The organism is Bacillus infantis (assembly GCF_008180445.1).
GTDB classification, from domain to species: Bacteria; Bacillota; Bacilli; order Bacillales; family Cytobacillaceae; genus Bacillus_AB; species Bacillus_AB infantis_B.
The window spans coordinates 296,311-319,485 of sequence record NZ_VTER01000003.1 but is presented as its reverse complement, the minus strand read 5'-3'; the positions used below and the strand labels follow the sequence as shown (position 1 = coordinate 319,485).

The following is a 23,175-nucleotide window of genomic DNA, read 5'->3' as shown; positions in this document are numbered from 1 at the left end:
AATCCCCTTTAATGCACCTCCGCATGATTTTCTTCTAAGACCTTAGACATACAAGTGAAACCGCTTTTTCTTCGGAAGTTTATCTTGGAAAAAGGAGGGTAGAGGGATTGTTAGCAGGAATATGAATGAAGAAAGAAAGGATGAGTGATTTGCCTGATACATACCAAGTAAAACTAAATGGCGCTGAAGTAAAGGTGGCGGCAGGTGATGAGACAACCATCCTTCAGCTATTGCAGAATTCATCGGTGGAGGTGCCGAATGTCTGCTACCATCCGAGCCTTGGGCCGATTGAAACATGTGATACCTGCATCGTCAGTGTGAATGGGGAGCTTGTCAGGTCATGCTCAACCAGGCTGAAAGACGGGGATATTATTGATACGGCATCAGCGGATGTAAAGGAAGCGCAGGTTATCGGGATGGACCGCATCCTGACTAATCATGAGCTTTACTGCACGGTATGCGACTATAATAATGGCGGATGCGAAGTACATAACACAGTCAAAGAAATGAAAATCAATCATCAGAGCGTCCCTTTTGCACAGAAGCCGTATCCTGCGGATAATTCCCATCCTTTCTACCGGTATGATCCGGATCAGTGCATCCTTTGCGGACGCTGTGTCGAAGCATGCCAGGATGTTCAGGTGACAGAGACGCTGACAATCGACTGGGAACGTGAAAAACCAAGGGTCATCTGGGATAATGATGTCCCGATCAATGAGTCTTCTTGTGTTTCATGCGGACACTGCTCAACCGTCTGTCCGTGCAATGCCATGCTGGAAAAAGGCATGGAAGGGGAAGCCGGCTATTTAACCGGTATTGCCAAGCAGACGCTCCGGCCGATGATTGAGATCACTAAAAATGTCGAAACAGGCTACGGATCAATTCTTGCCATCTCGGATATGGAAGCCGCGATGCGCGATGAGCGGATTAAAAAAACGAAAACGGTCTGCACATACTGCGGAGTGGGCTGCAGCTTTGATGTCTGGACAAAGGGCCGTGAGATCCTGAAGGTGGATCCGCAGCCGGAAGCCCCGGCAAACGGTATTTCCACCTGTGTGAAAGGAAAGTTCGGATGGGATTTTGTCAATAGCGAAGAGCGCCTGACAAAGCCGTTGATCCGGGAAGGAGAATTCTTCAGGGAGGCGGAATGGGATGAAGCCATCAGCCTGATTGCCCGCCGTTTCACCGAAATTAAAAATGAACATGGAGCTCAGGCCATGAGCTTCATTTCTTCCTCTAAATGTACGAATGAGGAGTCTTTCCTGATGCAGAAGCTGGGCCGTGCGGTAATCGGGACAAATAATATCGATAACTGCTCCAGATACTGCCAGACTCCTGCGACTGTCGGGCTGTTCAGGACGGTCGGCTATGGCGGGGATGCAGGGAGCATCCGGGATATCCAAATTGCCGATCTTGTCCTCATCATTGGCTCCAATACAGCAGAATCCCATCCTGTCCTGTCCACCAGGGTGAAAAGGTCGCATAAACTTGGCGGCCAGAAACTGATTGTGGCAGACCTGCGGAAGCATGAAATGGCTGACAGGGCCGATCTGTTCGTGCAGCCTAAGGCAGGCACTGATATTGTCTGGCTGTCGGCAGTGGCAAAATATATTATTGACAATGGCATGGCAGATGAAAAGTTCATTGCTGAAAAAGTGAACGGGCTGGAAGAATTCACGAAGAATCTGGAAAAGTACACGATGGAGTATGCGGCTGAAGTGACTGGCATCCCGCTGGAACAGCTGATTGATATGGCCGAAATGATCGGCAGGGCAAAATCCGTCTGCGCACTCTGGGCGATGGGCATCACCCAGCATATGGGCGGAAGTGATGCCAGTACAGCCATTTCCAACCTTCTGCTTGTCACTGGCAACTATGCAAAGCCGGGTGCCGGGGCTTACCCGCTTAGAGGGCATAACAATGTCCAGGGTGCGAGCGACTTCGGCAGCATGCCGAATATGTTCCCGGGATATCAGGAAGTCGCCGATCCTGAGATCAGGAAGAAGTATGAGCTGGCATGGGGAACAGAGCTTCCGGGCGAGCCTGGGCTCAATAACCATGAAATGGTGGAAGGCATTCATGCCGGCACCCTTAAGGCGATGTACCTGAAAGGTGAGGATATGGGACTCGTTGATTCAAACATCAATCATGTGCATGCTGCGTTTGAAAAGCTTGATTTCTTCGTGGTCCAGGATATCTTCCTCAGCAAGACGGCGGAGTTCGCCGATGTTGTCCTTCCTGCAAGCCCGAGCCTTGAAAAGGAAGGGACATTCACCAATACCGAGCGCAGGATCCAAAGACTGTACCAGGCCCTTGAACCGCTTGGTGACTCAAAGCCTGACTGGCAGATCATCATGGAAATCGCCAACAGCCTTGGGGCAGGCTGGAACTATACGCATCCATCCGAAATCATGGAAGAAGCCTCCAGATTGATGCCTTTGTATTCCGGTGTGACGTATGAAAGGCTGGAAGGGTATAACAGCCTGCAGTGGCCGGTAGCGGAGGATGGTACAGATACCCCGCTTTTATATACAGAAAGGTTCCCGTTTGATGATGGCAGGGCAAGGCTTGTGCCGGTCGATTGGACGAAGCCGCTGGAGTTTGCGGAAGAGTATGATCTCCATATCAATAATGGGCGCCTTCTTGAGCATTTCCATGAAGGCAATATGACGTACCGTTCAAAAGGAATCACCGAGAAGACGCCAAGCGTGTTCCTGGAGGTATCCCCGGAGCTTGCAGAAGAGCGCGGACTGGAAAGCGGCACGCTTGTAAGGCTTTCATCTCCTTATGGAAATGTGAAGGTGCAATGCCATATTACCGACAGGGTAAAAGGGAAGGAAGTGTACCTTCCGATGAATGACAGGGGAGAGGCTGCCATCAATCTCTTGACAAGCAGCTATGCTGATAAAGATACTGATACGCCGGCTTATAAAGAGATCCGGGCAAAAATGGAGATACTGAAGGCCAAGGGCGAAGACCCGCTTCCTAGAATCAACCACCGCTATGGAAACCCGCAGCCGCAGATTGGTGTACAGGTCCAGAAAAAGTGGGCGCGGAAGGATTATATTTTCCCGGGAGATCTTGTGAAAAAGGAGCGAGAACATGGCTAAAGCGATCACGCATATCCAGCGCAAGACATTAAGCGAGGAAGAAAAGCGTAAAAAAGATCTGATGGAAGTGGAAGATGCCCTGATTGAAAATAAAGAAGCCATCCTGGAGTCTCTCAAGGTCATGAGGAATATGCATGACCGTGGGGTGCTTTCCCTGCTCAGCGGTCTGTTTGGCCAGGGAGACAAAGTCCTCGACATCTTTGTCAGGGCGGCTGACAAGCCGGAAACCTCGAACACATTGAAAAATTTGCTCCTGATGGGCGGGACACTGGGCATGATCAATGTCAAACAGCTGGAGCCGTTCCTGCTTAAAATCGACTCAGGCATTGCCAGGGTGGCGGAAGCAGGAGATACTCAGGAAAAAACAAGCTTTTTCGATCTGGCTAAATCTTTGAAAGATCCGGAAATCAACAGAGCCGTCACCCTGCTGCTGACCTTCCTGAAAGGGATGGGACAGGAAACGAAGGATCTGGAGCGGAATACCCAGCTTCCGCAGGAACAAATCGAAGAGCAGAGGAAGCAAGACGAGTGATGATCAGGAGGGGGCAGATGCCCTCTTCTTTTTTTATGCTGAATTCAGTTCAGCCATTAAATCTGGTCCCCTTCCGTAAATCCCTTTTAACTTTTTCCTCAAAAAAGTAAAACCATATATATCAAGGAAGACAGCGGTTTCATGTTAGTTTAATTAACATAAAGTTATCAGAAACTTTAAAATACTCATTGACACCAGTTTGAAAAGAGATAAAATAAGGGTAAGAAACTTAATGTTATATTATCTAACATGAATTTGTTAGATAATAAGCATACAATATTTGAGGGGGAGAGAAAGTGGATACAACTTTTTTGATGAACAGTTTATGGGTCATGGTTAGTGCAGTCCTGGTCATCTTCATGCTTGGCGGATTCATTATGCTGGAGGCCGGGTCTACACGAATGAAAAATGCCGGCCATATCGCGGGGAAGACCATTTTTACATTCGGGCTGGCCTCACTCGTTTTTTGGGCTGTCGGCTTTGGATTTATTTTTGGAGACAACGGCAATTTCTTTACAGGGTTATCGCACTTTTTTTATTCAGGATATGAAATTGAAGGAATGAGTCTTTCCTCATCAGTATTTTTCCTCTTCCAGCTTGCTTTTGCAGGAATCTCCATCACGATTGCCCTCGGCGGCTTCGCAGAAAGGGCAAAACTTTCAATCTATCTGATATTTACGATTCTGTTTTCAGCGCTTGTCTATCCGGTGGTTGCCCATTGGATCTGGGGCGGGGGATGGCTGGCTGAACATGGGAAGCAGGATTTTGCCGGCTCAACTGTCGTTCACTTGACAGGGGCGATGGCGGCATTGGCAGCGACCCTCCTTCTTAAACCAAGGATCGGCAAATATAATAAAGATGGCTCCGCCAATAATATTTACGGACATAACCAGGTGTTTACAGCCCTTGGGGTATTGATTCTCTGGATCGGCTGGTTTGGATTCAATGCAGGAAGCACCGTTTCTGTTGACGGAGCATTCTTTGGATTTGTTGCCCTTAATACCAATCTTGCTGCAGGTGCAGGGGCGGTCGCAGCGCTCCTGATCTCATGGATGGTTCTCGGCAAATCGGATATTACGACAATGCTTAATGGCGCCCTGGCAGGCCTTGTTGCCATAACAGCATCCTGTGCCTTCGTTGACACATGGGCAGCTGTACTCATTGGATTTGTTGCGGGAATACTCGTTTTCTATAGTGTCCGATTCTTCGAGAAACTGAGAATTGATGATCCGATATACGCCCTTTCTGTCCATGGAGCTGCAGGGGTGTGGGGCACATTGTCAACCGGATTCTTTGCCACTCCGGAATTGGCAGCAGTCGGCCAGCCTGGACTATTCTACGGAGGAGGCTTCGCACAGCTGGGAGTCCAATTCATGGGCGTTGCTGTATCTGCCCTCTATGCTTTTGCCGTATCATTTGTCATACTGCTTATAGCAAAGAAGGTTATGAATGGCTTGCGTGTATCTGAGGAAGAAGAAATTATGGGCCTTGATGTCAGTGAGCATGGCAGCTATGGATACCCGGAGGTTTTTCTTTCTAAAGATAACAAAATGTCTTCATGAGCATAACGTAGGGCCTCTTTATGAGAGGCCTTATGTTTCGCAAATAAGAAAGTATATTCTTTAACTTCGATTACTGTCTAGCTCCAGCGCCTACCCCCCTCGAGGTCACAAGCCAATCCTGCCAAAAAGGCAAAGAACGCCTTTTCGGCAGGATCGTCTTGAGGCCCCCAGGATGGGGGTCATGCAGACGTTGCCACAGGACGTGGCGCTCTTAGTCTGCGTTCCTTTAGGGTGAGCAAGGCGCTTGCGCTTTTCTTATTATCAAGGGAGTGCGTGTGTATGCAGGATTTTCAGTCATATGCAGAAATCAGGGAATGGAAGGACAGCCGCATCTTCATGGCTGCCGCCAGTACATCCAGAATAAATGAAATCCATGATGAAGCGATGAAATATGTGTTCAGGCAGTCTGTGCAAAAGGTTAGAAAAAGGCCGGATGAATCGGATTTTGTCTGGTTTGTGACCGGCAGCGGAGGCAGGCTGGAACAGGGTGTTATCAGTGATCAGGATCACGGCATTGTTTTTACCGGGGGGGAAGAGAAAGCGGCGTACTTTCAGGAACTGGGGCAAGAGCTGTCATATGGCCTGAATGAAACGGGATATCCCTATTGTGAAGGCAAGGTGATGAGCAGCAACCCTTTATGGCGGAGAACAGCGGAAGCATGGAAAGGGCAGCTGGAGCAATGGATTGAGGAGGAGAGCTGGGAGTCGATCCGGTATCTGCAGATTTTTTATGATGCGAGGTCCCTTGAAGGAAGCGGAGTGTATATCAGTGAGCTTAAATCTTATGTGCACACTAAGATGATGGCAGGTCCCAGGCTTTTAAAAAGGCTTGCAGAGAATAGCATGCATATTAAACCGGCTGTAGGTCCCCTGGGGCAAATCCTTGTTGAGGAAAAAGGGAAATTTGAGGGATGCATAGACTTGAAGCAGACTGCTTTCCTTCCCTATGTTAACAGCATCCGTCTATTGGCGATGAAGGAAGGGCTTTTTGAGACCTCCACCCTTGAAAGGATCAGCAGGCTTGCGGAAAAGGCAGAGTATAGGGACGCACTGAAAAAGGCAGAGCACAATTTCCGCCTTCTGCTGTCCTGCAGGGAATCCATTTTCTCCACTGCCCGCTCTTATGAGGCTTCACACTATTTGAATGTAAGAAACCTTCCAAGGGAAGAACGGGCGGAGCTCCGCAATATCCTGAAGGGCGGAAAAAAGCTGCATCAATTTGTACAGGCCAAGATTGAAAAGGGTGTCCAATAATGGGCTTTGAAAGCATGTTTCAAATGATGAAAGGGCTGCCGGGGAAACTGAATTCAGGTGTTTTCGGGGGGATGCAGGGCGGGCAGAATTCCCAGCAGCAGGCCTTCCTGCGCAGGCTGAATAAAGAGATACGGGCAGAAGAAGCGCTGTCGGTGCCGCTTGACAGGATGGAGGCTATCGTCATGGATATTGAAACAACGGGTTTTTTTCCTGATCAGGGAGATGAGATTATTTCGATAGGGGCGGTCAAGATAGAGAATGGAATCATAAATGAGGATAAGAAGTTTTATTCCCTGATCAGATATGAAAAAACACTCTCACCTCAGATTGAACAGCTTACAGGCATAAGGGGCTCCCAGCTTAAGGAGGCACCCCCGCTGCCTGAAGTGCTGATAGATTTCTTCAAATTCTGCGAAGCGCGGACTATCATAGCGCATCATGCCCGGCATGAGAAGAGCTTCCTGCAGAATGCGAGCTGGAAGCATTTTAAAGCTCCTCTTAAGCACAGAATTATAGATACCTCTTTCCTGTACCGGATTGCTGAGCCGGAGCTTAACCTGCAGAGGCTTGAGGACCTGTGCAGCCACAACGGCATTCCGGTCATGGAGCGGCATCATGCTCTGGAGGATGCCCGGCTGGCTGCCGAACTATGGTGCTGTTATATAAGCAAGGTCCGGGATAAAGGATGTATGACACTGAAAGATGTATATGAAAGGGTTGCTTCATTATAGTCCTATTAAAGGTGCGGTCTCTGCCGTGCCTTTTTGTTTTTATTAAATTCCATTTTGATCCAGAAAGGGGGTTTAACTGTCATTTTTCCCGCAAAAATACTAGAATAAGAAATAGCTATAAGAATGTTAAAAATTCCAGCTTTCTTTTTGAAGGCAAAAAAATATAAAGGTGATCAAAATGAATATAAACAAAAAAGGATTGCTGGTCGATGTAGAAACAACAGGCCTGGCTCCTGGCGGGGACGAAATCATCGAACTGGCATTTATTCTGTTTTCTTATGATGGAGCTACAGGTGAAATCCTGCAGGTTGAGGAAAAGGAGTCTTTCCTTAGGGAGCCGCTTTCAAGCAGGGCGCTGAGAAATTATAGCAGTGCGTACAGGATTCATGGGATTCCGTTTGAAATGGTAAGGGGACAGGTTTTCCATGATGAGTCAGTCCAGTCTTTCCTTAATAAAGCCGATTCTGTATTTGCCCATAATGCCTCATTTGACAGAAGCTTCATGTATCAGATGTATCCTGAAGTGAATGACCTTAAATGGTATTGCACCATGAAGGGAGTACAATGGAAAAAGTATGGCTTTGCCAACAGCAAGCTGGCGACTCTCCTTTCCGCCCACAATATTACAGACCATCAAACTCACAGGGCGATGGACGATATTACATATCTGATGGAGCTGATGAAGCAGCAAAACCCGGACGGGGGCCTGTTTTTAAAAGAGGTGCTTGAAAAAGGGCCGATGAGAAAATACCAGCCTGCGAAAAAACCGGGGAGAACTTATACGTGGAGCGCCGGGAGCAGCATTGATCCGCCCTTCAATTAATCTATTTAGCGAAACCGCCATAAGGCGGTTTTTTATTATGAGAAAATGATGAAGTTTCCATTTTTTGAGAGAGGTTTTATTGTTATAATGAAAATATTACAAAAATAAATATAAAGAGGTAGAGCTATGTTACTGAGAGACGCTGAAGTTATTCTCCGGACCATCACCGAAGAAGATCTTCCCCGGTTATGGGAGCTGGCTTTTAAGGAAGAGCATCCGGAGTGGAAAAAGTGGGACGCTCCCTATTTTGAGCATAAATCACTGACGTTTGCTGAATACGAGTTGAGGAAGGGGCAGGTAGTCAACCAGGAGGATATGCTGGCCATCGAAATCAACGGCAAGATAGAAGGGACGGTCAGCTATTACTGGGAGCATGAGCCATCTCTGTGGCTGGAAATGGGAATCGTCATTTATTCGCCGGAATATTGGAATGGCGGTTATGGGACAAGGGCATTGAAGCTCTGGATCAGCCATCTTTTCCAAACAAAGCCGATTGCCCGGACCGGCTACACCACCTGGTCAGGAAATGAGCGGATGGTCAAGGTCGGCGAAAAGCTGGGGATGACGATGGAAGCCAGGCTGCGGAAATGCCGGATATACAAGGGCGTCCATTATGATTCAATCAGGATGGGCATTTTGCGTGAAGAGTGGGAAGCTAATCCCGTCTTTGAATTGGCTGGTTCTGCAGCTGGAGAATAATTACTAAAATGAGAAACGGAAGAATGTCCAATGAATCTTATAAAAGAAAAATTGAAAGGATCGTTTCCGGAAATCGAAACGGCCCGCCTTCTGCTCAGGAAAGTGATAATGGAGGATGCAGAGGATATCCTCGGATATCTTTCTGATGCCGAAGTAACGAAATACTATGGAATCGAGCCATTTGCTGACTTGGATGATGCACGCTCCGAAATTGGCTGGTATGAACGCATTCTTGAGGAAGGAACGGGCGTCCGCTGGGGAATTTCGTTAAAGGACGGAAAAGGGCTGATTGGAAGCTGCGGATTTTTGAACATGGATTCCGCCCATTTCCGGGCAGATATAGGGCTTGAGCTGGATCCTGCCTGCTGGAATCAGGGAATCGGCACCGAGGCAATCACGGCTATCATCCAGTATGGCTTTGAGGATTTGAATCTGATGAGAATTCAGGCACTGATTGAACCTGCAAACCTCCAGTCCCAGCGCCTTTTCGGAAAATGCGGGTTTATCCGTGAAGGATTGCTGAGGAATTATGAGTATAGTTGCGGAAAGTTTGATGATCTGCTGATGTTTTCCATCATTAATCCCCATCATCTAGGCCCAGGGGCTTAGAAGCAAATAATACCGGAGTTCGTTCTTTTAGGGAGCATTGAGGCTGTATGATTATGGAGAAGGGCAGCACGGTCGCCACTGCGCATTTCCCTTCATTTTTTTCAGGAGGGAAAAGAAATGGGCCATCGCCAGGTATTTGTACTGCTGACCGACACAGGAACTTTATTCACGAAGCTGATTCGGGTTTTTACTGGAAAAGAACTCAATCATGCATCCATCTCATTTGATGAAGGGCTGCTGGATGTGTACAGCTTCGGGAGGATTAATCCTGCCAATCCGTTTTCCGGGGGATTCGTGAAAGAAGATGTGCGCGCGAATTTGTTTGCAAATGCCCGCTGTGCAGTTTATGCCTGTACGGTGAGCGAGAAGGAATATGGCAGGATGCAGGAGCAGGCGGCATTTTTTGAAGAAAACAGGCATCATTATAAATATAATCTGCTCGGCTTGTTCGCCGTGCTGTTCAACTGGGAATATAACAGATCCAATGCCTTCTTCTGCTCTGAATTCGTCGGGACCATCCTCAAGGAAACCAGCGGATACCGGGTGGAAAAGCCTGTTTCACTGCTCAAGCCGCATGAACTGGAGAAAGTCTTTTCTCTCCATCTTGTATACAAAGGGAGTCTGTCTGATTATCTGCAGGCCGACTCAGCCCGCCCAAGGCTGGATGCTTCCATTGCATGAAAGGAAGCCAGCCTTGTACAGGCTGGCTTCTTGTCAGCTCTGAGCAAGCCGCCTCCGCATTTCGATTTGTCCAGCTCCGGCGGCTAGAGCCTCGAGTCATAAGCCACACTGGAATTAAAGGCAAAGAACGCCTTTTATTCCAGCGCGTCTTATGCTTGTCGGCTCTGAGCAAGCCGCCTCCGCATTTCGATTGTCCAGCTCCGGCGGCTAGAGCCTCGAGTCATAAGCCAATCAGGCCAGAAGGTTAAAGAACAACCTTCCGTCCTGCTTGTCTTATGCTGGGCCCGCAGGATGCGGGTCATGCAGGCGTTGCCACAGGACGTGGCGGTTTTAGCCTGCGTTCCTTGATTCTGAACAAGCCGCCTCCGCATTTCGATTGTCCAGCTCTGGCGGCTAGAGCCTCGAGTCATAAGCCAATCAGGCCAGAAGGTTAAAGGACAACCTTCCGTCCTGCTCGTCTTATGCTTGTCGGCTCTGAGCAAGCCGCCTCCGCATTTCGTTCAGTCCGCGTCAGTTTTGCTTTTTTGGTCTTTGTTGTGTTTATTTCCTTTGCTGTTGTCGCCGCTGATTGGGTCGGACAGGCCAGCGCGCGGGGAGTTTTGGTTGCTGCTGCCTTTATTATACTTTTTTGTCATCGCTTTTCCCCTCCTTATCCTAAGTACATCATTATCTTCCCATTAAGGAATCTTTTATATGCAGCGGCTGAAGGGATGGCTCTGAACACCCGCTTTTGGCTGGGTTGGTTTGACTGGCTATGCTATAATGTAGGCAAAATTCTAAACGAGGTGAATGATTTGCTGGAAACGATTCTGGTATGTGTAAGCAGCCCTCAGCATGCTGAAACGCTCATTCAAAGGGGGAAGCTCCTTGCTGATGCATTTAAGGGGAAGTGCTATGTATTGTCAGTGCTCCCGGGGCAGGAAAAGGATCTTGAGTTCAATCAGATTCAGACGAAAATGCTGTTTGAATCATTGGCTGAAAAATACGGCCTCCCTGCCATCCAAAAGTATAAGAACGGACAGAAGGTTTCTGATTTAATCGCCGAAACAGTCCGGGAGAAGTCCGCCACTCAAATCGTCATGGCCCACGCCGTTCAGAGCAAATGGGAAATGGTCGTCAAGCATTCCCTCGTCAATCATCTGTTCGAGCTTCTTGAAGGCGTTGACCTCCATCTTGTTGAAGTGAACCGCGATGTATACGATCCGGCAGGAGAATGGGACAAGGGGATAGAAGCTTCTTTGGTAAAAGAAGAAGGCGGCTATAGAATTTCGTTTGATGATAACGGGAAAGAAGGGACTCTTGGCACCTTTTTCAGGGAATTGTCCACCGACTTCTCCAATGGCTTTTTTGTAGCAGGGGATGGACATAATCAAAAAGTCATTAAGATCCATAATGGGACCGCTGCAGCAGAAGCAGTGGAAAAGGACTGAAGAGTGCTGAAGCATTAAAAATCCGAATACAAGATGCAGCGGGCGGCAAATAGTGCCGCCTGCTTCTTTATTGCTGTAAAAGGGCCCCTGCATAGGGCCCTTTTTTTGCTTTTGGGGGATGAGCCCGAACTAAATGGATGAAATCCCATATACAAGTAGTATAAGGGCCAAGCGCCTTGAGTGGCGCACCATCAGCCGATACAAACGCCCTTTTAAGCCGGGATAGGGATTAGCCCTCACTTGCCGGCTTAAAAATCATATTAAATAGTATAAGCGCTCGGAGGGGGTGAACTGTGTTGGATGAACTAAATAACAAGATGGCTGAGCTATCGAATCAGCTTGTAAGCCTTAAAGTAAGAGACCTTTTAAAGCGGAATCAAAGCGACGAAAGCGGATTGAAAACGAAAAACCTGTCAGATGAGGAAAAAACGCGTATCCGCAATCTTGTGAAAGATCTGGAACAGCAGGTTAAAGAATTTGTTGAAGCACAAAAAAAGAAAAATGATTCTGCCGAAGAAGAGCCTAAGAAAGAAGCCAAACGCACGTTTAGGAAAAAAAGCCGATAAGGCAAAAAATTTAAGGGAGAGATTACATTGTTAAGTGGAAACTATCGTCCAAAGGTAGAAGATGTTTATTGTGAAAGCAATGCTGCCGGTTCATCATGCCACCACAGCGGATGGAATGCCCTTGATCCTTCGTCAAGCCATCCTATGAGCATTTTTGACAGCAGCGACAGAGATGTAAAAGATGTTGTGCAAGGCACGAATATGGGCCAATATTCTAAAGAGTCCATTGTCCTTAAAAACTGTCTCAATGTTGAAGTAAACTCAAGTGAAACCCAAGTTGCCGCTTCATTGCAGGCAGCCCTCGTTGTAGCAATCGTCATTGTCATCAATATCTCAATTGCTGACGGAGGCCAAGCTGAAAGAATCACTGAAGATTTGCTTCAATTCACACAAATCAACCAATCTAACCGCCAGAGCGTTTATATTGAAAATGCGAAAGACTGTACTGTAAACCTTGAAGATACTCAAGTAGCGCTGACACTCAACCTGCTGATCCAGGTACTTCTTGCGCTGGTTATTGAACTGGAAATCCTGTAATAGGCAGTCTTAAAAAACGCAGACTTATCCAACCCTACCTCCTTTCATATAATAAATATGCGGCATAAGGAACTTCCTTGTGCCGCTTTTTTTTATTGAATTTGGACCCGCGGGGAAGGAAAGCTATAATATACATAAAGGCCACAGCATCCGTTATCAAATGTTTGATGTAATTTCTTACTTATTTCACAATTAAGAGATATAGTATCCTGTATAAAAGGAATCTGTATGAAAGAGGGACAAAAAATGAAGAAATATCTATATGTTTTTATCCTCGCCGTGATGGCTCTTGCAGCCTGCGGAAAGGGTTCTGATGACAGCGGCCAGGGGAACGGGGGACAAGTGCCGGAAATCCTTGAAGCCAATCTTGATGTTCCTGAAAAAGTGGAGCTGAATGAAGAAATAACCCTTTCTGTCGAAGTAGTGCAGGGGGAAGAAGCTGTCGAGGATGCAGATGAAGTAAAGTTTGAAATCTGGCAGGAAGGAAATCAAGAAGAGAGTGAAATGCTTCCTGCAGAACATACAGGCAAAGGCATTTACCAGGCTGCCAAGACCTTCGGCAAGGATGGAGATTATATAGTACAGGTCCATGTAACAGCGAGGGATATGCATACAATGCCAAAAGCTGAGGTACAAGCCGGTGAGGGCGGAGAGGCTGGCAATAGCGCAGACGGAGAAGCTGCTCATGATCATGGGGAAGATGAAGGCCATGACCATGAGTCAGGCGGAGAAGAATCATCCCACCATCATGGTGAGGCTGTAATCAGTTTCATCAAGCCGGATCATATCCATATGAAACAGGCGGCGGGCCTTGAGGTCCAGGTGGACAAGAAAGATGGGTCTCCCCTGGAAGAAGCGCTTGTTAAACTTGAAATTATGAAAGAAGGCAAGGACACTCCTGAGTGGGTGAACCTGACAGAGTCCGGCGATGGAAAATATTCTGCAGAACATAGCTTTGCAGAGGCGGGCAGCTATACCGTGACTGTCCATGTGGAAAACTCGGAAGGGCTGCATGAACACTCTGATTTTCCTCTGACAGTCGAATAGGAAAGAGAAACGGCAGCTCAGAGGCTGCCGTTTTTTCCTGCGCAAGGTCAAAAAGGCGCCAGGTTCAGTAGGTAAGTGATATGATTTATAAGAGAAAAACCTGCAGGATGGTGGAAATATGACAAAAACACATTTGAACTTCAACACTTCAATCGGAGTGAAAAAGCCAAACAGTATCCGTGACAAAGAGCAGGGCTGCCCTTTCTGTGAGAGAGAAAAGCTGACCGATATCCTTGCAGTTGAGGACAATATCATTTTGCTGAAAAATAAATTCCCTGTCCTTGAAAATACCCTGCAGACCGTTTTGATTGAATCAGACGAATGCAGCGGGGATATCTCAACCTATTCTTTAGAGCATCTGGAAAAGCTGCTGAGTTTCGGATTGAAGCATTGGCTTGAAATGGAAAACAGCGGACGCTTCACATCTGTCCTGTTTTTTAAAAACCACGGGCCGCTCTCAGGGGGGACCATTGCGCATCCCCATATGCAGATTGTCGGGCTTAATGAAGTGGATTACACAGAGAATATCAGGGAAGAAGAATTTGAAGGACTGGCCATCAGCCAAAAAGGCAGAACACTGCTCAATATTTCAACAGCCCCGAAAATCGGCTTCTATGAATTTAATGCAAAGCTTGGAGACATGAAGGAAATCGGTGCCTTTGCTGCTTATATTCAGGCAGCTGTCCGCTATATCCTTCACAGCTTTCCGTTCAAATGCTCCAGCTATAATTTATTTTTCTATAAACTCGGAGATGACATCTATGCCAAAATAGTCCCGCGGTTCGTAACAACGCCTATTTATATCGGCTATTCAATTCCTCAGGTCCCCAATAATCTGGAATGGATGAAAGAGGACATCCGTTCAAAGTACTTCGGCAGCTTCCCTGCCGCAGACTGATCCGGCAACTGAAAAAGAATAGTGAAAAATGAAATAATATCCAGCAGCATGAAACAAGTTGTGATTTGTCTCTTAAAAAAATATAATGAAGAATTGTAGTAGATTTTTTGTTTGGGCAGCCTGCGCATCATAAGCAAGCGCCCTCCGCTTTTCTATTGTCCAGCTCCGGCGGCTAGAGCCTCGAGTCATAAGCCACACAAGAATTAAAGGCAAAGAACGCCTTTTATTCTTGTGCGTCTTATGCTTGTCGGCTCTGAACAAGCCGCCTCCGCTTTTCTATTTGTCCAGCTCCGGGCGCTAGCCTCTCGAGTCATAAGCCACTTAAGGATTGAAGGCAAAGAACGCCTTCTATCCTTAAGCGTCTTATGCTTGTCGAGGCTGAGCAAGCGCCCTCCGCTTTTCTATAAAAGGAGACGATTATGACTTCTAATAATAATTCTAGTTATCGTATAGATTTTGGGTTGATATTGATTTTGATGCTGCTGTGCCTGGTTAGCTGCATATCGATTTACAGCGCGCAGACTACGGGCCAGTATAAAGATAATTTCCTTCTGAAGCAGATTGTCTGGTGGGTGGTCGGTGCCGGCATTGTTGGAACGGTGATGACGCTTGATTCTGATCAGCTGAAGAAGATTTCCTGGTATGCCTACGGGCTGGGGATTGCGCTGCTTGGTTTTTTGATCGTGGCTCCTTCGGGGATTGCACCTGTTATAAATGGGGCAAAAAGCTGGTATACCTTTCCTGCGGTAGGGTCCCTTCAGCCTTCGGAGGTTGTCAAAGTTTTTATCATCCTCGCTCTGGCAAGGGTGATAACAGATCATCATCCGAAGTATCGGATCAAGACGATCCAAACCGACCTCTGGCTGCTGGTGAAAATCGGTGCAGTGACGTTCCTGCCGCTTATGCTTGTAATGCAGCAGCCTGACCTCGGGACAAGCCTTGTATTCATAGCAATCATGATTGGCATGATCTTCATCTCTGGGATCACATGGAAGCTTCTGCTCCCAATATTCGGCGGCGGAATCACCTTGATCGCAGGCATTTTTTACCTCGTGCTCTGGCACCCTGATCTGCTGGAAAAATATCTGGGCGTCAAACAGTACCAGTTCGGCCGCATCTATTCCTGGATCGATCCCTATAATTATCAGGGGACGACCGGATTCCAGCTGACACGCTCCCTGCTTGCCATCGGTTCTGGGGAGACAAGCGGAAAGGGCTATGGCACTAGGGAGGTTTATCTTCCAGAAAGCCATACTGATTTTATTTTCAGTATTGTCGGGGAAGAGTTCGGGTTCATTGGGGCGAGTGTTCTGATCAGCTTGTTTTTCCTGCTGATTTACCATATTACGAAAGTTGGCATGGAAACGAAGAACGACTTTTACACCTATATTTGTGTCGGTGTCATCAGCATGATCACATTCCATGTATTCCAGAATATCGGCATGACAATCGGGCTCCTGCCGATCACGGGTATCCCGCTTCCATTTGTCAGCTACGGAGGAAGCTCGCTTATGGGCAGCATGCTTGCCATCAGCCTGATCTTCTCCATCCGCTACCATTATAAAAAGTATATGTTCTCCAATAGTGACTAAGGACAGGGAAGCCCCTGTCCTTTTTTCATTCTATTACCCCTGATTCAAGTATCTCTACATTGCTTGTAACCTTTACGCTCATGCGCTTGTATTCGTCTTCCCATTTCTTAAAATCAAAGCCTCTTGTTTTGCTTTTTACTAAAGCGCCAATTCCTACCGGATCGATGCCCTCTTTTTGAAAGCGGGTGATTAGGGCTTCCGTTTCCCTGTCTATAAGATTCTCGAAGTTTTTCTCCACACCCTTGATTTCTTTTATGGTCAGCTGTTTTCCGGAGTATTCCCGTATAATCCCTTTTATATTTATTTCGACTTTAAGCTCATAAGGCTCGCGTTTATCGATTTTAATTTTATGCTTGGATTTAATGCTTTTGATGGATGCCTGATCGTTCCCGATTTTTATCTTATAGGAACCCTCGCTGTACTTGTCTACCAGCAGCTTAAAAAAGAACATTTTCTCTGCATCAATTTCGTCTACCACTTTATCAAATTTAAATAAGGACATTCCTGCAATTTCGACTTTATCCTTGCCCATTTCTTTCAGCTTAGGCAAATAAGCAGTTTTGCCCTGCTGATAGAAAGATGCCAGGAAAATTTGGAGATTGCTTTTGGGGACATCGCGCTGTTCCATATTGTGCTTGAGCAGATTGGAGATATAAATGGCATTGCCCCTTGTCCCATACTCGCCTTTCATGATATCTCCTGCCTTATTATCCGCAACAGCGAGAAATACCCTGGCGCCGATGCTGGCATCCCTCTGGAATGAGTCAAGGACATCTATGATACCCCTTTGGGTGAGTTCCTTTCCGAACACGCCTACCTCCAGGCTTCCAGTCACCAGAGGCTCAGATGACTGGCGCTGCATTTCCAGCAGCAGATCCCTGCTCAATGTGGAGGTGCTGGTAAACGTGACATTTTTTACAGGCTGGTCGGGCAGGTAGACAGGGATAAGGGCAGTGCCCTTCAATTTATTATCTTCCCAATCATAAGCAATCCCGCTCTCAATATTTAAATCATCAATAATTTCTTTTTCCAGGCATCCGGTCAGCAGCATACAGACCGCAATGAGCGATAAACAACTGGATAATTTCATTTTTTCCTCACCTTCTTTGCAACGAGGCTGCCGGCAAACAACAAAGGAACATAGCCGTAATTAAAATAGAAGCCAAATTGGGAAGAGATATTATTGAGGAGATCAATCTGCTCCCTGGTCTCAAATATATTGGCAACAGCAAGGCAAATAAGGACGATGCCAATGACGTTCTTGCGCTGCTGGATGCCCGCGACCCGTTTGACGATCCTGCTTGCCCCCCAAATCGCCAGGCAGGCATTTGGGAGAATGATTAAATTCCAGTTGGCAATCCCGATATATTCAAACCGCTCAACAAAAGGCATTTCAACAATTTTCCACATCGTCAATGTGGCCCAGACAGTTTTCTGCAGCTGCTTTTCAGAAAAATAGCCGAAGGTAATGATTGTCAGGATGACATACAATGAGGTGGTGGTGAAAATGGCCAGATGGGCCCATTTTTTTGATTTTTCCGGATCCTTTAAAAATGGATAGACAAGCAATAAGATTTCATAGCCAAGATACGTCAGCGACATATCCCTTGCTGCGAGTGCAATGTCCTTAATGGAATGGTCCAATACAGGAAAAAGATTGCGGTAATCGCTGAATGGGATTGCGAAGGCGAAGGTCAGCATCAGATAGCTTGGAAGAATGGCGCCAAGAAAGGCGACGCCGGTGACTGTACGCAGGCCCCCGCTGACTACATATGCTGCCAGGATCAAGAAGCCGAAAGAAAACCAGAAGGTGCTCAATTCCGGGAACAGCCAGACTTGGATGACTTCGATATAGGTTCTTATGATTGTAGTAGTCAGGAGGATATAATAGGCTGAAAAAGCCAGGCTGACTATCTTTCCGATTTTCTTTCCAAAAACGAATGAGTTGATGGATATTAAATCTCCCCCTGCATTTTCGGCTGTCTTATACATCATCCAGAGAATGATATGGATAGAGGCGCCGGCCGCGATGACTGACATCCATGCATCATAGCCCGCTGTTTTGGCAATGATCCGCTGATACCCAAGAACGCCGATGCCTATCTGTATGGATACAATAATATAAAATATCAGGAAGGGAGATATTTTCACATTTTCAGGCAAGGACTGCTTCATAGCCATAACCCTCCGTTTTACTCATCAATGTCTTTCTTTTGCTGAGCCTTCTTTTTTGAAAAACGCCTCGGCTGCTCAGCCCGGACATATACCGGCCTTTTTGACTGCTTTGAGAATGGCAGGCGGATAAGCGCGTCCTTTAAATCCGGTACTCTGAGTGGATAGATCGGCTCCAGGAAAGGCCGGCCCAGTGAAGTCAGCCTGATCAGATGCGTCATAAGGATGCAGAAGCAAAATACAATCCCGAGAAGCCCCCATAACTCAGCCAGGAAAAGGAAGGGGAACCGCAAAAGGCGGATCGTGTTGCCCATCCGGTAGACTGGTGTAGTAAAAGACGCCAGGGCAGAGAGAGCTACGATGATGAGAAGGACGTTGCTCGTCAGGCCGGCTTCAACAGAAGCTGTCCCGATAACGATTCCTCCTACGATACCGATCGTCTGGCCAACCTTGGTAGGAAGCCGTGCACCGGCCTCACGCAGCAATTCTATAGTCAATTCAAGGAATAGTGCCTCCAGGATCGGCGGCAGCGGAATCTCCCTCCTGGAAGTGATCAGCGTGCTCATCAGATCCTTTGGTATCAGTTCATAATGATAAGACAGTGTAGCAACATATATGGGTGTGATTAAAATGGAAAAGGCAACCGCAAACAGGCGGACAAGCCTGAAGAAGGAAGATAAATACCAATTCAGATAATAATCTTCAAAAGAACTGAAATATTCCACAAGCGTCGTCGGGCATATCAGCACTTGCGGGGAGCCGTCCACCACAATGGCGATCTTTCCTTCTGCAAGGATGCCGGAAACCCGGTCCGGCCTTTCCGAATCAAGGATTTGCGGAAATATTGTGTTTTGGTTGTCGGCTATGATTTCGACAAGATAAGAACTGTCCATGATATGGTCAATCTCAATATCCTTCAGGCGCTGCCGCACCGTGTTGACATTCTCATTGTCGGCAATTCCCTCGATATACAGGACGGCGACCTTCGTTTTAGACAGCTTTCCGATAGTATACTGCTCAATGATCAACTCTTTAATGGACAGTCTTTTCCGGATCAGATTCAGGTTCTGGTCAATAGCTTCTACAAAGGCCTCCTTCGGGCCGATGACACTGAACTCCACCTCAGGCTGGGTCAGGCTTCTGACAACTTCCTTCTGGGCTGCAACAAATGCAAAATGCTTTACTTCTGTTTCAATGGTCACCATTACATAGCCATTGAAAAGCTTCTGTTCAATTTCCGAAGGGTCCTCGGAGACACTTACATCTGGAATAGGAATGATCTTTTTGACATCCTCGATCCGGGTAAATTCCTCTCCCTGAAGATAAGGAAGGACCCCTTTTTGGAGGATGCTCTCATCCACAAGTGTAGACATAAAGGAAAAGCCGAACCTCAGTCCCGTTTTCTGGTTATAATAGAAAGTCTTTTTATAGTCCTCAGATTTAACAAGTGACTCTTCCCAGTCTTTATACTCAACATCCTTTTGGATGCGTGGCTTTTTCATCCAGCTTTTCTTTTTCACTCATATCACCGCATCTTTTTAGCGTTACCGATATTGTTGCCAAAGTTGGAATAGTTATGAACGGATGCTAATAAAAAAAGGATCCGTTTCCGGATCCTTTTGGCTGCTATATAGAAGAGGGGGCTTCTGTTAAGCAGAATTTCCTTATTTAATCATGAATTTTTCTATATCATCAAGCATGAGATTGGCTGCAAGGACACCGCCTGCTGTATTCCAGATGGTATCATCTACTTTGTATACATTTCCTGCCTTAGCAACTTCAAGGTTTTTGAAGAGCGGGTCTTCAATCCATTCTTTTTCCACATCTGTTGCTTCGCCGTCCCCTTCTTCATAGGTGAAGTAGAAGAGAGCGTCTCCGTCCATGGCAGGAATTCGTTCTTTGGTGGCATTCTTCTCGGCAAAATCATCTGCATCCTGGCTCTCAGGGCGGGCAAAACCGATCTGATCAAGAATGACACCCGAGAAAGAATCTTTATGATAGATGCGGACATCTCCGGCCATGAAGCGGACCATGGAGATTTCCTTGTCCACATCATCGCCGAGTTTTTCCTTTATATCAGCGATGCGCTGATCATAATCGGCAATGACCTGTTTGCCTTCTTCCTCTTTATTGATGGCTTTGGCGTAAAGCTCGAAGTTTTCCTTCCAATTGCCGCGCAATGTTTCCGCAAAAACGGTCGGCGCGATTGATTTCAGCTGATCGTAAATCTTTTCCTGGCGCATCTTATTTCCGATGATCAAGTCCGGCTCAAGAGCTGCGATGGCTTCCACATTCACTTCACTCTCCAGTCCGACAACCTGGACATCTTTCATTTGGTCTGAAATGTGATCATACCACGGATCACCTGTCCAGGACTGGACAGCTCCGACAGGGGTCGCGCCCATAGCGAGAAGTGCCTCAGTGCCTTCGTTTGTCAAAATGACAATTTTTTCAGGTGTTTTTTCTAAAGTTTCAGTTCCCATTGCATGTTCTACTGTGTAGCTTGTATCTTCGCCGCTTCCGGATGATGAATCCTTGCTGTCTGCCGCTTCATCTTCGGCAGCGCCTCCGCAGGCAGCCAGCATCAGGATGGCTATAAGTGAAAACAGGCCAAGATAAATTTTGCTCAGCTTCATATATGTATCCTCCTAAATGTGATTAATTGATAATCATTTTCAATGACTTTCTTATCATAAAATGAAAGCGTTCAAACTGTCAACAGGTTAATGAAAATGATTCTCAAACTCATTGACAGAGTATGCCGATTCCCCTAGACTTATTAATAGAGAAAAGCTGTCATTTTTTTATAAAAGAGTGCAGAAAGGTTTACGCAGGATGCTATTAAAAAAAACAGGACATAAATGGCTCGGGCTGTTTATTTCAATTCTAATACTTCTATTACTAATGTGCGCGAGCATAGTGTATGGCTATACAAATACTACCTGGAAAATGGCTTTCGAGGCTTTTTCCGATTTTGATGGATCGAATGAACATATTATCCTCCAATCAGTCCGCCTTCCGCGGGCGCTGATAGGTGCTGCTACAGGAGCAAGCCTGGCGATTGCCGGTGCGCTCATGCAGACGCTGACAAAGAATCCGCTCGCATCGCCGAGCGTATTTGGAGTGAATGCAGGCGCCGGCTTTGCAGTCGTTCTGGCCGTATCTGTGTTCTCCGTCTCAAGCCTCCAGGCGTACACCTGGATCTCTTTTGCAGGAGCAGCAGCAGCCGCTGCAGCTGTGTATGGGATTGGCTCTGTCGGGCGTGAGGGGCTTACCCCTATGAAGCTGACACTGGCAGGCGCTGCAATGAGCGCCATGTTTTCAGCCTTCACCCAAGGTATGCTTGTGGTCAATGAAGCGGCGCTGGAACAGGTGCTCTTTTGGCTTGCAGGATCAGTTTCAGGAAGGAAGCTGGAGTCCCTCACAGCTGTACTGCCATACTTTGCGGCAGGCTGGATTGGATCCCTGCTACTTGCGAAAAAGCTGAATGTCATATCAATGGGCGAAGATGTTGCTACAGGGCTGGGCCTCCGCACCGGCTGGACGAAGCTATTCGCGGGTGCCGCAATCATCCTTTTGGCTGGCGGCGCTGTTGCCGTAGCCGGCCCGATTGTTTTCATCGGCATCGTCATCCCTCACCTGGCAAGAGCAGTCGTGGGGATCGACCATCGATGGGTGATCCCATTTTCAGCCATTATGGGGGGTATCCTCCTTGTAGCCGCAGATATTTCTGCCAGATATATCATCATGCCGCAGGAAGTCCCTGTCGGTGTCATGACCGCCATCATCGGCACCCCGTTCTTTGTTTATATCGCCAGAAGGGGGTTTGGCAGCTGATGTCCAAGTATATAAATTTAAGGATATTCAAAGGCAGGATTTCCTTCCTGGCTGACCGTAAATCACTTTTTACCATAATCATTCTCGCTGCTGCTGCTTTCCTTGTCTTTCTTTTCAGCACAGGCACGGGGGAGATGAAAATAAATCCGCTCAAAGTGCTGCAGGTCCTTTTTGGCGGAGGGACGAATATGGAGCAGCTGGTCATCAAGAACTTCCGCCTGCCAAGAATTATTGTTGCCCTTATGGTGGGAATAGGGCTTGCTGTTGCCGGGGGCATTCTTCAGGGGATGATCAGGAACCCGCTTGCTTCACCTGACATCATCGGGATCACCGGAGGCGCATCTGTCGCCGTTGTGGCTTTCCTGGCGATATTCAGTGATGATAATAATGCCTTGACCGTAAGTATAGAATGGATGCCTGTTGCCGCTTTCGCAGGCGCTGCAGCCATTGCTTTCCTTGTCTATCTTCTGGCATGGAAAAATGGATCATCACCAATCAGGCTTGTGCTGATCGGAATAGGGATATCCACCCTCACCCAGGCGCTTACTAATCTGATGATGATCCTTGGCCCCATCCACCAGGCTTCACAGGCCAATATATGGATCACGGGTACTGTCCACGGATCGAATTGGGATAATGTTAAAATTATTGTCCCATGGATCATCCTATTATCGGCACTGGCTATGATATTTGCCCGCAACCTGAACATCCAGGAGCTTGGGGATGATGTGGCCACCGGGATCGGCGGAGCAGTGCAGCGCCACAGATTCATCATGCTGATGCTCAGCACAGGCCTGATCGGCGGATCTGTTGCATTCGCCGGAGGGATTGGATTTGTCGGGCTCATGGCTCCCCATATTGCAAGGAGGCTCGTCGGCTCATCATTCGGTGCCCTGCTGCCGACTGCCGGCCTGATTGGCGGCATACTTGTAATGGCAGCCGATCTGATAGGCAGGACACTGTTCTCGCCCCTTGAAATTCCGGCAGGTGTGTTTACTGCCAGCATCGGGGCGCCGTATTTTATTTACTTATTATTTAAAACCCGAAATGGATAGCATATAAGAATATCAGCCATTGGATGAAAAGATAAAAAAG

The 23,175-nt window shown here is 47.2% G+C and carries 22 protein-coding genes; 17 read left to right on the top strand and 5 right to left on the bottom strand.

Annotated elements, in window-relative coordinates:
• Positions 1-140 precede the first annotated feature (140 nt).
• The 9 genes from fdhF to FZD51_RS06275 all read left to right on the top strand — a co-directional run bounded on the left by fdhF (position 141) and on the right by FZD51_RS06275 (position 10,001).
• Positions 141-3,110: a formate dehydrogenase subunit alpha gene (gene fdhF, locus FZD51_RS06315; protein ID WP_148974253.1), complete on the top strand. Its 2,970-nt coding sequence runs from the start codon at positions 141-143 to the stop codon at positions 3,108-3,110.
• Positions 3,103-3,642, top strand: coding sequence for a helical membrane plugin domain-containing protein (locus FZD51_RS06310; RefSeq protein ID WP_148973987.1), 540 nt, complete (start codon positions 3,103-3,105; stop codon positions 3,640-3,642). The genes fdhF and FZD51_RS06310 overlap by 8 nt, the downstream gene beginning before the upstream one ends.
• A 296-nt stretch (positions 3,643-3,938) precedes the next feature.
• Positions 3,939-5,204 carry an ammonium transporter gene (locus FZD51_RS06305; protein WP_148973986.1) on the top strand — a complete coding sequence of 422 codons (1,266 nt, stop codon included), beginning with the start codon at positions 3,939-3,941 and terminating at the stop codon, positions 5,202-5,204.
• Positions 5,205-5,483: 279 nt separating this feature from the next.
• Entirely contained in the window at positions 5,484-6,458 is a 975-nt protein-coding gene (locus tag FZD51_RS06300) for a putative nucleotidyltransferase substrate binding domain-containing protein (protein WP_148973985.1), read from the top strand.
• Positions 6,458-7,189 (top strand): exonuclease domain-containing protein, encoded by a 732-nt coding sequence (locus FZD51_RS06295; RefSeq protein ID WP_148973984.1) that lies wholly within the window; start codon positions 6,458-6,460, stop codon positions 7,187-7,189. Before FZD51_RS06300 ends, FZD51_RS06295 begins: the two co-directional genes overlap by 1 nt.
• A gap of 178 nt (positions 7,190-7,367) precedes the next feature.
• Positions 7,368-8,012 (top strand): exonuclease domain-containing protein, encoded by a 645-nt coding sequence (locus FZD51_RS06290; protein WP_148973983.1) that lies wholly within the window; start codon positions 7,368-7,370, stop codon positions 8,010-8,012.
• 126 nt (positions 8,013-8,138) lie between these two features.
• Positions 8,139-8,711, top strand: a complete 573-nt coding sequence (locus FZD51_RS06285; RefSeq protein ID WP_148973982.1) for a GNAT family N-acetyltransferase — start codon at positions 8,139-8,141, stop codon at positions 8,709-8,711.
• Positions 8,712-8,741: 30 nt separating this feature from the next.
• Positions 8,742-9,320, top strand: coding sequence for a GNAT family N-acetyltransferase (locus FZD51_RS06280; RefSeq protein ID WP_148973981.1), 579 nt, complete (start codon positions 8,742-8,744; stop codon positions 9,318-9,320).
• A gap of 117 nt (positions 9,321-9,437) precedes the next feature.
• Positions 9,438-10,001 carry a hypothetical protein gene (locus tag FZD51_RS06275; protein ID WP_148973980.1) on the top strand — a complete coding sequence of 188 codons (564 nt, stop codon included), beginning with the start codon at positions 9,438-9,440 and terminating at the stop codon, positions 9,999-10,001.
• A 500-nt stretch (positions 10,002-10,501) separates the two neighbouring features.
• Here the strand turns inward: FZD51_RS06275 and FZD51_RS26525 are convergent, their stop codons facing one another.
• Positions 10,502-10,636 carry a hypothetical protein gene (locus FZD51_RS26525; protein WP_022544366.1) on the bottom strand — a complete coding sequence of 45 codons (135 nt, stop codon included), beginning with the start codon at positions 10,634-10,636 and terminating at the stop codon, positions 10,502-10,504.
• A gap of 150 nt (positions 10,637-10,786) precedes the next feature.
• Here FZD51_RS26525 and FZD51_RS06270 point away from each other — a divergent pair, with 150 nt between their 5' ends.
• The 6 genes from FZD51_RS06270 (at position 10,787) to FZD51_RS06245 (ending at position 16,071) form a co-directional block, all read left to right on the top strand.
• Positions 10,787-11,431, top strand: coding sequence for an adenine nucleotide alpha hydrolase family protein (locus FZD51_RS06270; protein WP_187445673.1), 645 nt, complete (start codon positions 10,787-10,789; stop codon positions 11,429-11,431).
• Positions 11,432-11,727: 296 nt separating this feature from the next.
• On the top strand, positions 11,728-11,997 hold the full coding sequence (locus FZD51_RS06265; RefSeq protein ID WP_148973978.1) for a hypothetical protein: 270 nt from the start codon (positions 11,728-11,730) through the stop codon (positions 11,995-11,997).
• A 27-nt stretch (positions 11,998-12,024) separates the two neighbouring features.
• The gene (locus FZD51_RS06260) at positions 12,025-12,534 is read left to right on the top strand and encodes a spore coat protein (protein WP_022544363.1); all 510 of its coding nucleotides are present in this window, start codon (positions 12,025-12,027) and stop codon (positions 12,532-12,534) included.
• A 246-nt stretch (positions 12,535-12,780) separates the two neighbouring features.
• On the top strand, positions 12,781-13,581 hold the full coding sequence (locus tag FZD51_RS06255) for a FixH family protein (RefSeq protein ID WP_187445643.1): 801 nt from the start codon (positions 12,781-12,783) through the stop codon (positions 13,579-13,581).
• Between the two features lie 118 nt (positions 13,582-13,699).
• Complete coding sequence (locus tag FZD51_RS06250) at positions 13,700-14,479, top strand: DUF4931 domain-containing protein (protein ID WP_148973976.1); 780 nt, start codon at positions 13,700-13,702, stop codon at positions 14,477-14,479.
• A gap of 419 nt (positions 14,480-14,898) precedes the next feature.
• Positions 14,899-16,071 carry an FtsW/RodA/SpoVE family cell cycle protein gene (locus tag FZD51_RS06245; protein ID WP_148973975.1) on the top strand — a complete coding sequence of 391 codons (1,173 nt, stop codon included), beginning with the start codon at positions 14,899-14,901 and terminating at the stop codon, positions 16,069-16,071.
• Between the two features lie 25 nt (positions 16,072-16,096).
• Here the strand turns inward: FZD51_RS06245 and FZD51_RS06240 are convergent, their stop codons facing one another.
• From FZD51_RS06240 to FZD51_RS06225, 4 genes are all read right to left on the bottom strand, one after another.
• Positions 16,097-17,161, bottom strand: a complete 1,065-nt coding sequence (locus FZD51_RS06240; RefSeq protein WP_148973974.1) for a Ger(x)C family spore germination protein — start codon at positions 17,159-17,161, stop codon at positions 16,097-16,099.
• On the bottom strand, positions 17,158-18,246 hold the full coding sequence (locus tag FZD51_RS06235; protein WP_420886219.1) for a GerAB/ArcD/ProY family transporter: 1,089 nt from the start codon (positions 18,244-18,246) through the stop codon (positions 17,158-17,160). The genes FZD51_RS06240 and FZD51_RS06235 overlap by 4 nt, the downstream gene beginning before the upstream one ends.
• Positions 18,247-18,263: 17 nt before the next feature.
• Positions 18,264-19,745 carry a spore germination protein gene (locus FZD51_RS06230; RefSeq protein WP_148973972.1) on the bottom strand — a complete coding sequence of 494 codons (1,482 nt, stop codon included), beginning with the start codon at positions 19,743-19,745 and terminating at the stop codon, positions 18,264-18,266.
• 162 nt (positions 19,746-19,907) lie between these two features.
• Entirely contained in the window at positions 19,908-20,879 is a 972-nt protein-coding gene (locus FZD51_RS06225; protein ID WP_148973971.1) for an ABC transporter substrate-binding protein, read from the bottom strand.
• Positions 20,880-21,078: 199 nt separating this feature from the next.
• Between FZD51_RS06225 and FZD51_RS06220 the strand changes: the two genes are divergently transcribed.
• Both FZD51_RS06220 and FZD51_RS06215 read left to right on the top strand, forming a co-directional pair.
• The gene (locus FZD51_RS06220; RefSeq protein ID WP_148973970.1) at positions 21,079-22,080 is read left to right on the top strand and encodes a FecCD family ABC transporter permease; all 1,002 of its coding nucleotides are present in this window, start codon (positions 21,079-21,081) and stop codon (positions 22,078-22,080) included.
• Positions 22,080-23,135, top strand: a complete 1,056-nt coding sequence (locus tag FZD51_RS06215) for a FecCD family ABC transporter permease (protein ID WP_148973969.1) — start codon at positions 22,080-22,082, stop codon at positions 23,133-23,135. The genes FZD51_RS06220 and FZD51_RS06215 overlap by 1 nt, the downstream gene beginning before the upstream one ends.
• Positions 23,136-23,175 lie beyond the last annotated feature (40 nt).

Bases quoted from the DNA above. Each gene is read 5' to 3' on its own strand.
- fdhF (WP_148974253.1), top strand. From the start codon at position 141: ATGAGTGATTTGCCTGATACATACCAAGTAAAACTAAATGGCGCTGAA.
- FZD51_RS06310 (WP_148973987.1), top strand. From the start codon at position 3,103: ATGGCTAAAGCGATCACGCATATCCAGCGCAAGACATTAAGCGAGGAA.
- FZD51_RS06300 (WP_148973985.1), top strand. From the start codon at position 5,484: ATGCAGGATTTTCAGTCATATGCAGAAATCAGGGAATGGAAGGACAGC.
- FZD51_RS06295 (WP_148973984.1), top strand. From the start codon at position 6,458: ATGGGCTTTGAAAGCATGTTTCAAATGATGAAAGGGCTGCCGGGGAAA.
- FZD51_RS06290 (WP_148973983.1), top strand. From the start codon at position 7,368: ATGAATATAAACAAAAAAGGATTGCTGGTCGATGTAGAAACAACAGGC.
- FZD51_RS06285 (WP_148973982.1), top strand. From the start codon at position 8,139: ATGTTACTGAGAGACGCTGAAGTTATTCTCCGGACCATCACCGAAGAA.
- FZD51_RS06280 (WP_148973981.1), top strand. From the start codon at position 8,742: ATGAATCTTATAAAAGAAAAATTGAAAGGATCGTTTCCGGAAATCGAA.
- FZD51_RS06275 (WP_148973980.1), top strand. From the start codon at position 9,438: ATGGGCCATCGCCAGGTATTTGTACTGCTGACCGACACAGGAACTTTA.
- FZD51_RS26525 (WP_022544366.1), bottom strand. From the start codon at position 10,636: ATGACAAAAAAGTATAATAAAGGCAGCAGCAACCAAAACTCCCCGCGC.
- FZD51_RS06255 (WP_187445643.1), top strand. From the start codon at position 12,781: ATGAAGAAATATCTATATGTTTTTATCCTCGCCGTGATGGCTCTTGCA.
- FZD51_RS06250 (WP_148973976.1), top strand. From the start codon at position 13,700: ATGACAAAAACACATTTGAACTTCAACACTTCAATCGGAGTGAAAAAG.
- FZD51_RS06245 (WP_148973975.1), top strand. From the start codon at position 14,899: ATGACTTCTAATAATAATTCTAGTTATCGTATAGATTTTGGGTTGATA.
- FZD51_RS06240 (WP_148973974.1), bottom strand. From the start codon at position 17,161: ATGAAATTATCCAGTTGTTTATCGCTCATTGCGGTCTGTATGCTGCTG.
- FZD51_RS06235 (WP_420886219.1), bottom strand. From the start codon at position 18,246: ATGAAGCAGTCCTTGCCTGAAAATGTGAAAATATCTCCCTTCCTGATA.
- FZD51_RS06230 (WP_148973972.1), bottom strand. From the start codon at position 19,745: ATGAAAAAGCCACGCATCCAAAAGGATGTTGAGTATAAAGACTGGGAA.
- FZD51_RS06225 (WP_148973971.1), bottom strand. From the start codon at position 20,879: ATGAAGCTGAGCAAAATTTATCTTGGCCTGTTTTCACTTATAGCCATC.
- FZD51_RS06220 (WP_148973970.1), top strand. From the start codon at position 21,079: ATGCTATTAAAAAAAACAGGACATAAATGGCTCGGGCTGTTTATTTCA.
- FZD51_RS06215 (WP_148973969.1), top strand. From the start codon at position 22,080: ATGTCCAAGTATATAAATTTAAGGATATTCAAAGGCAGGATTTCCTTC.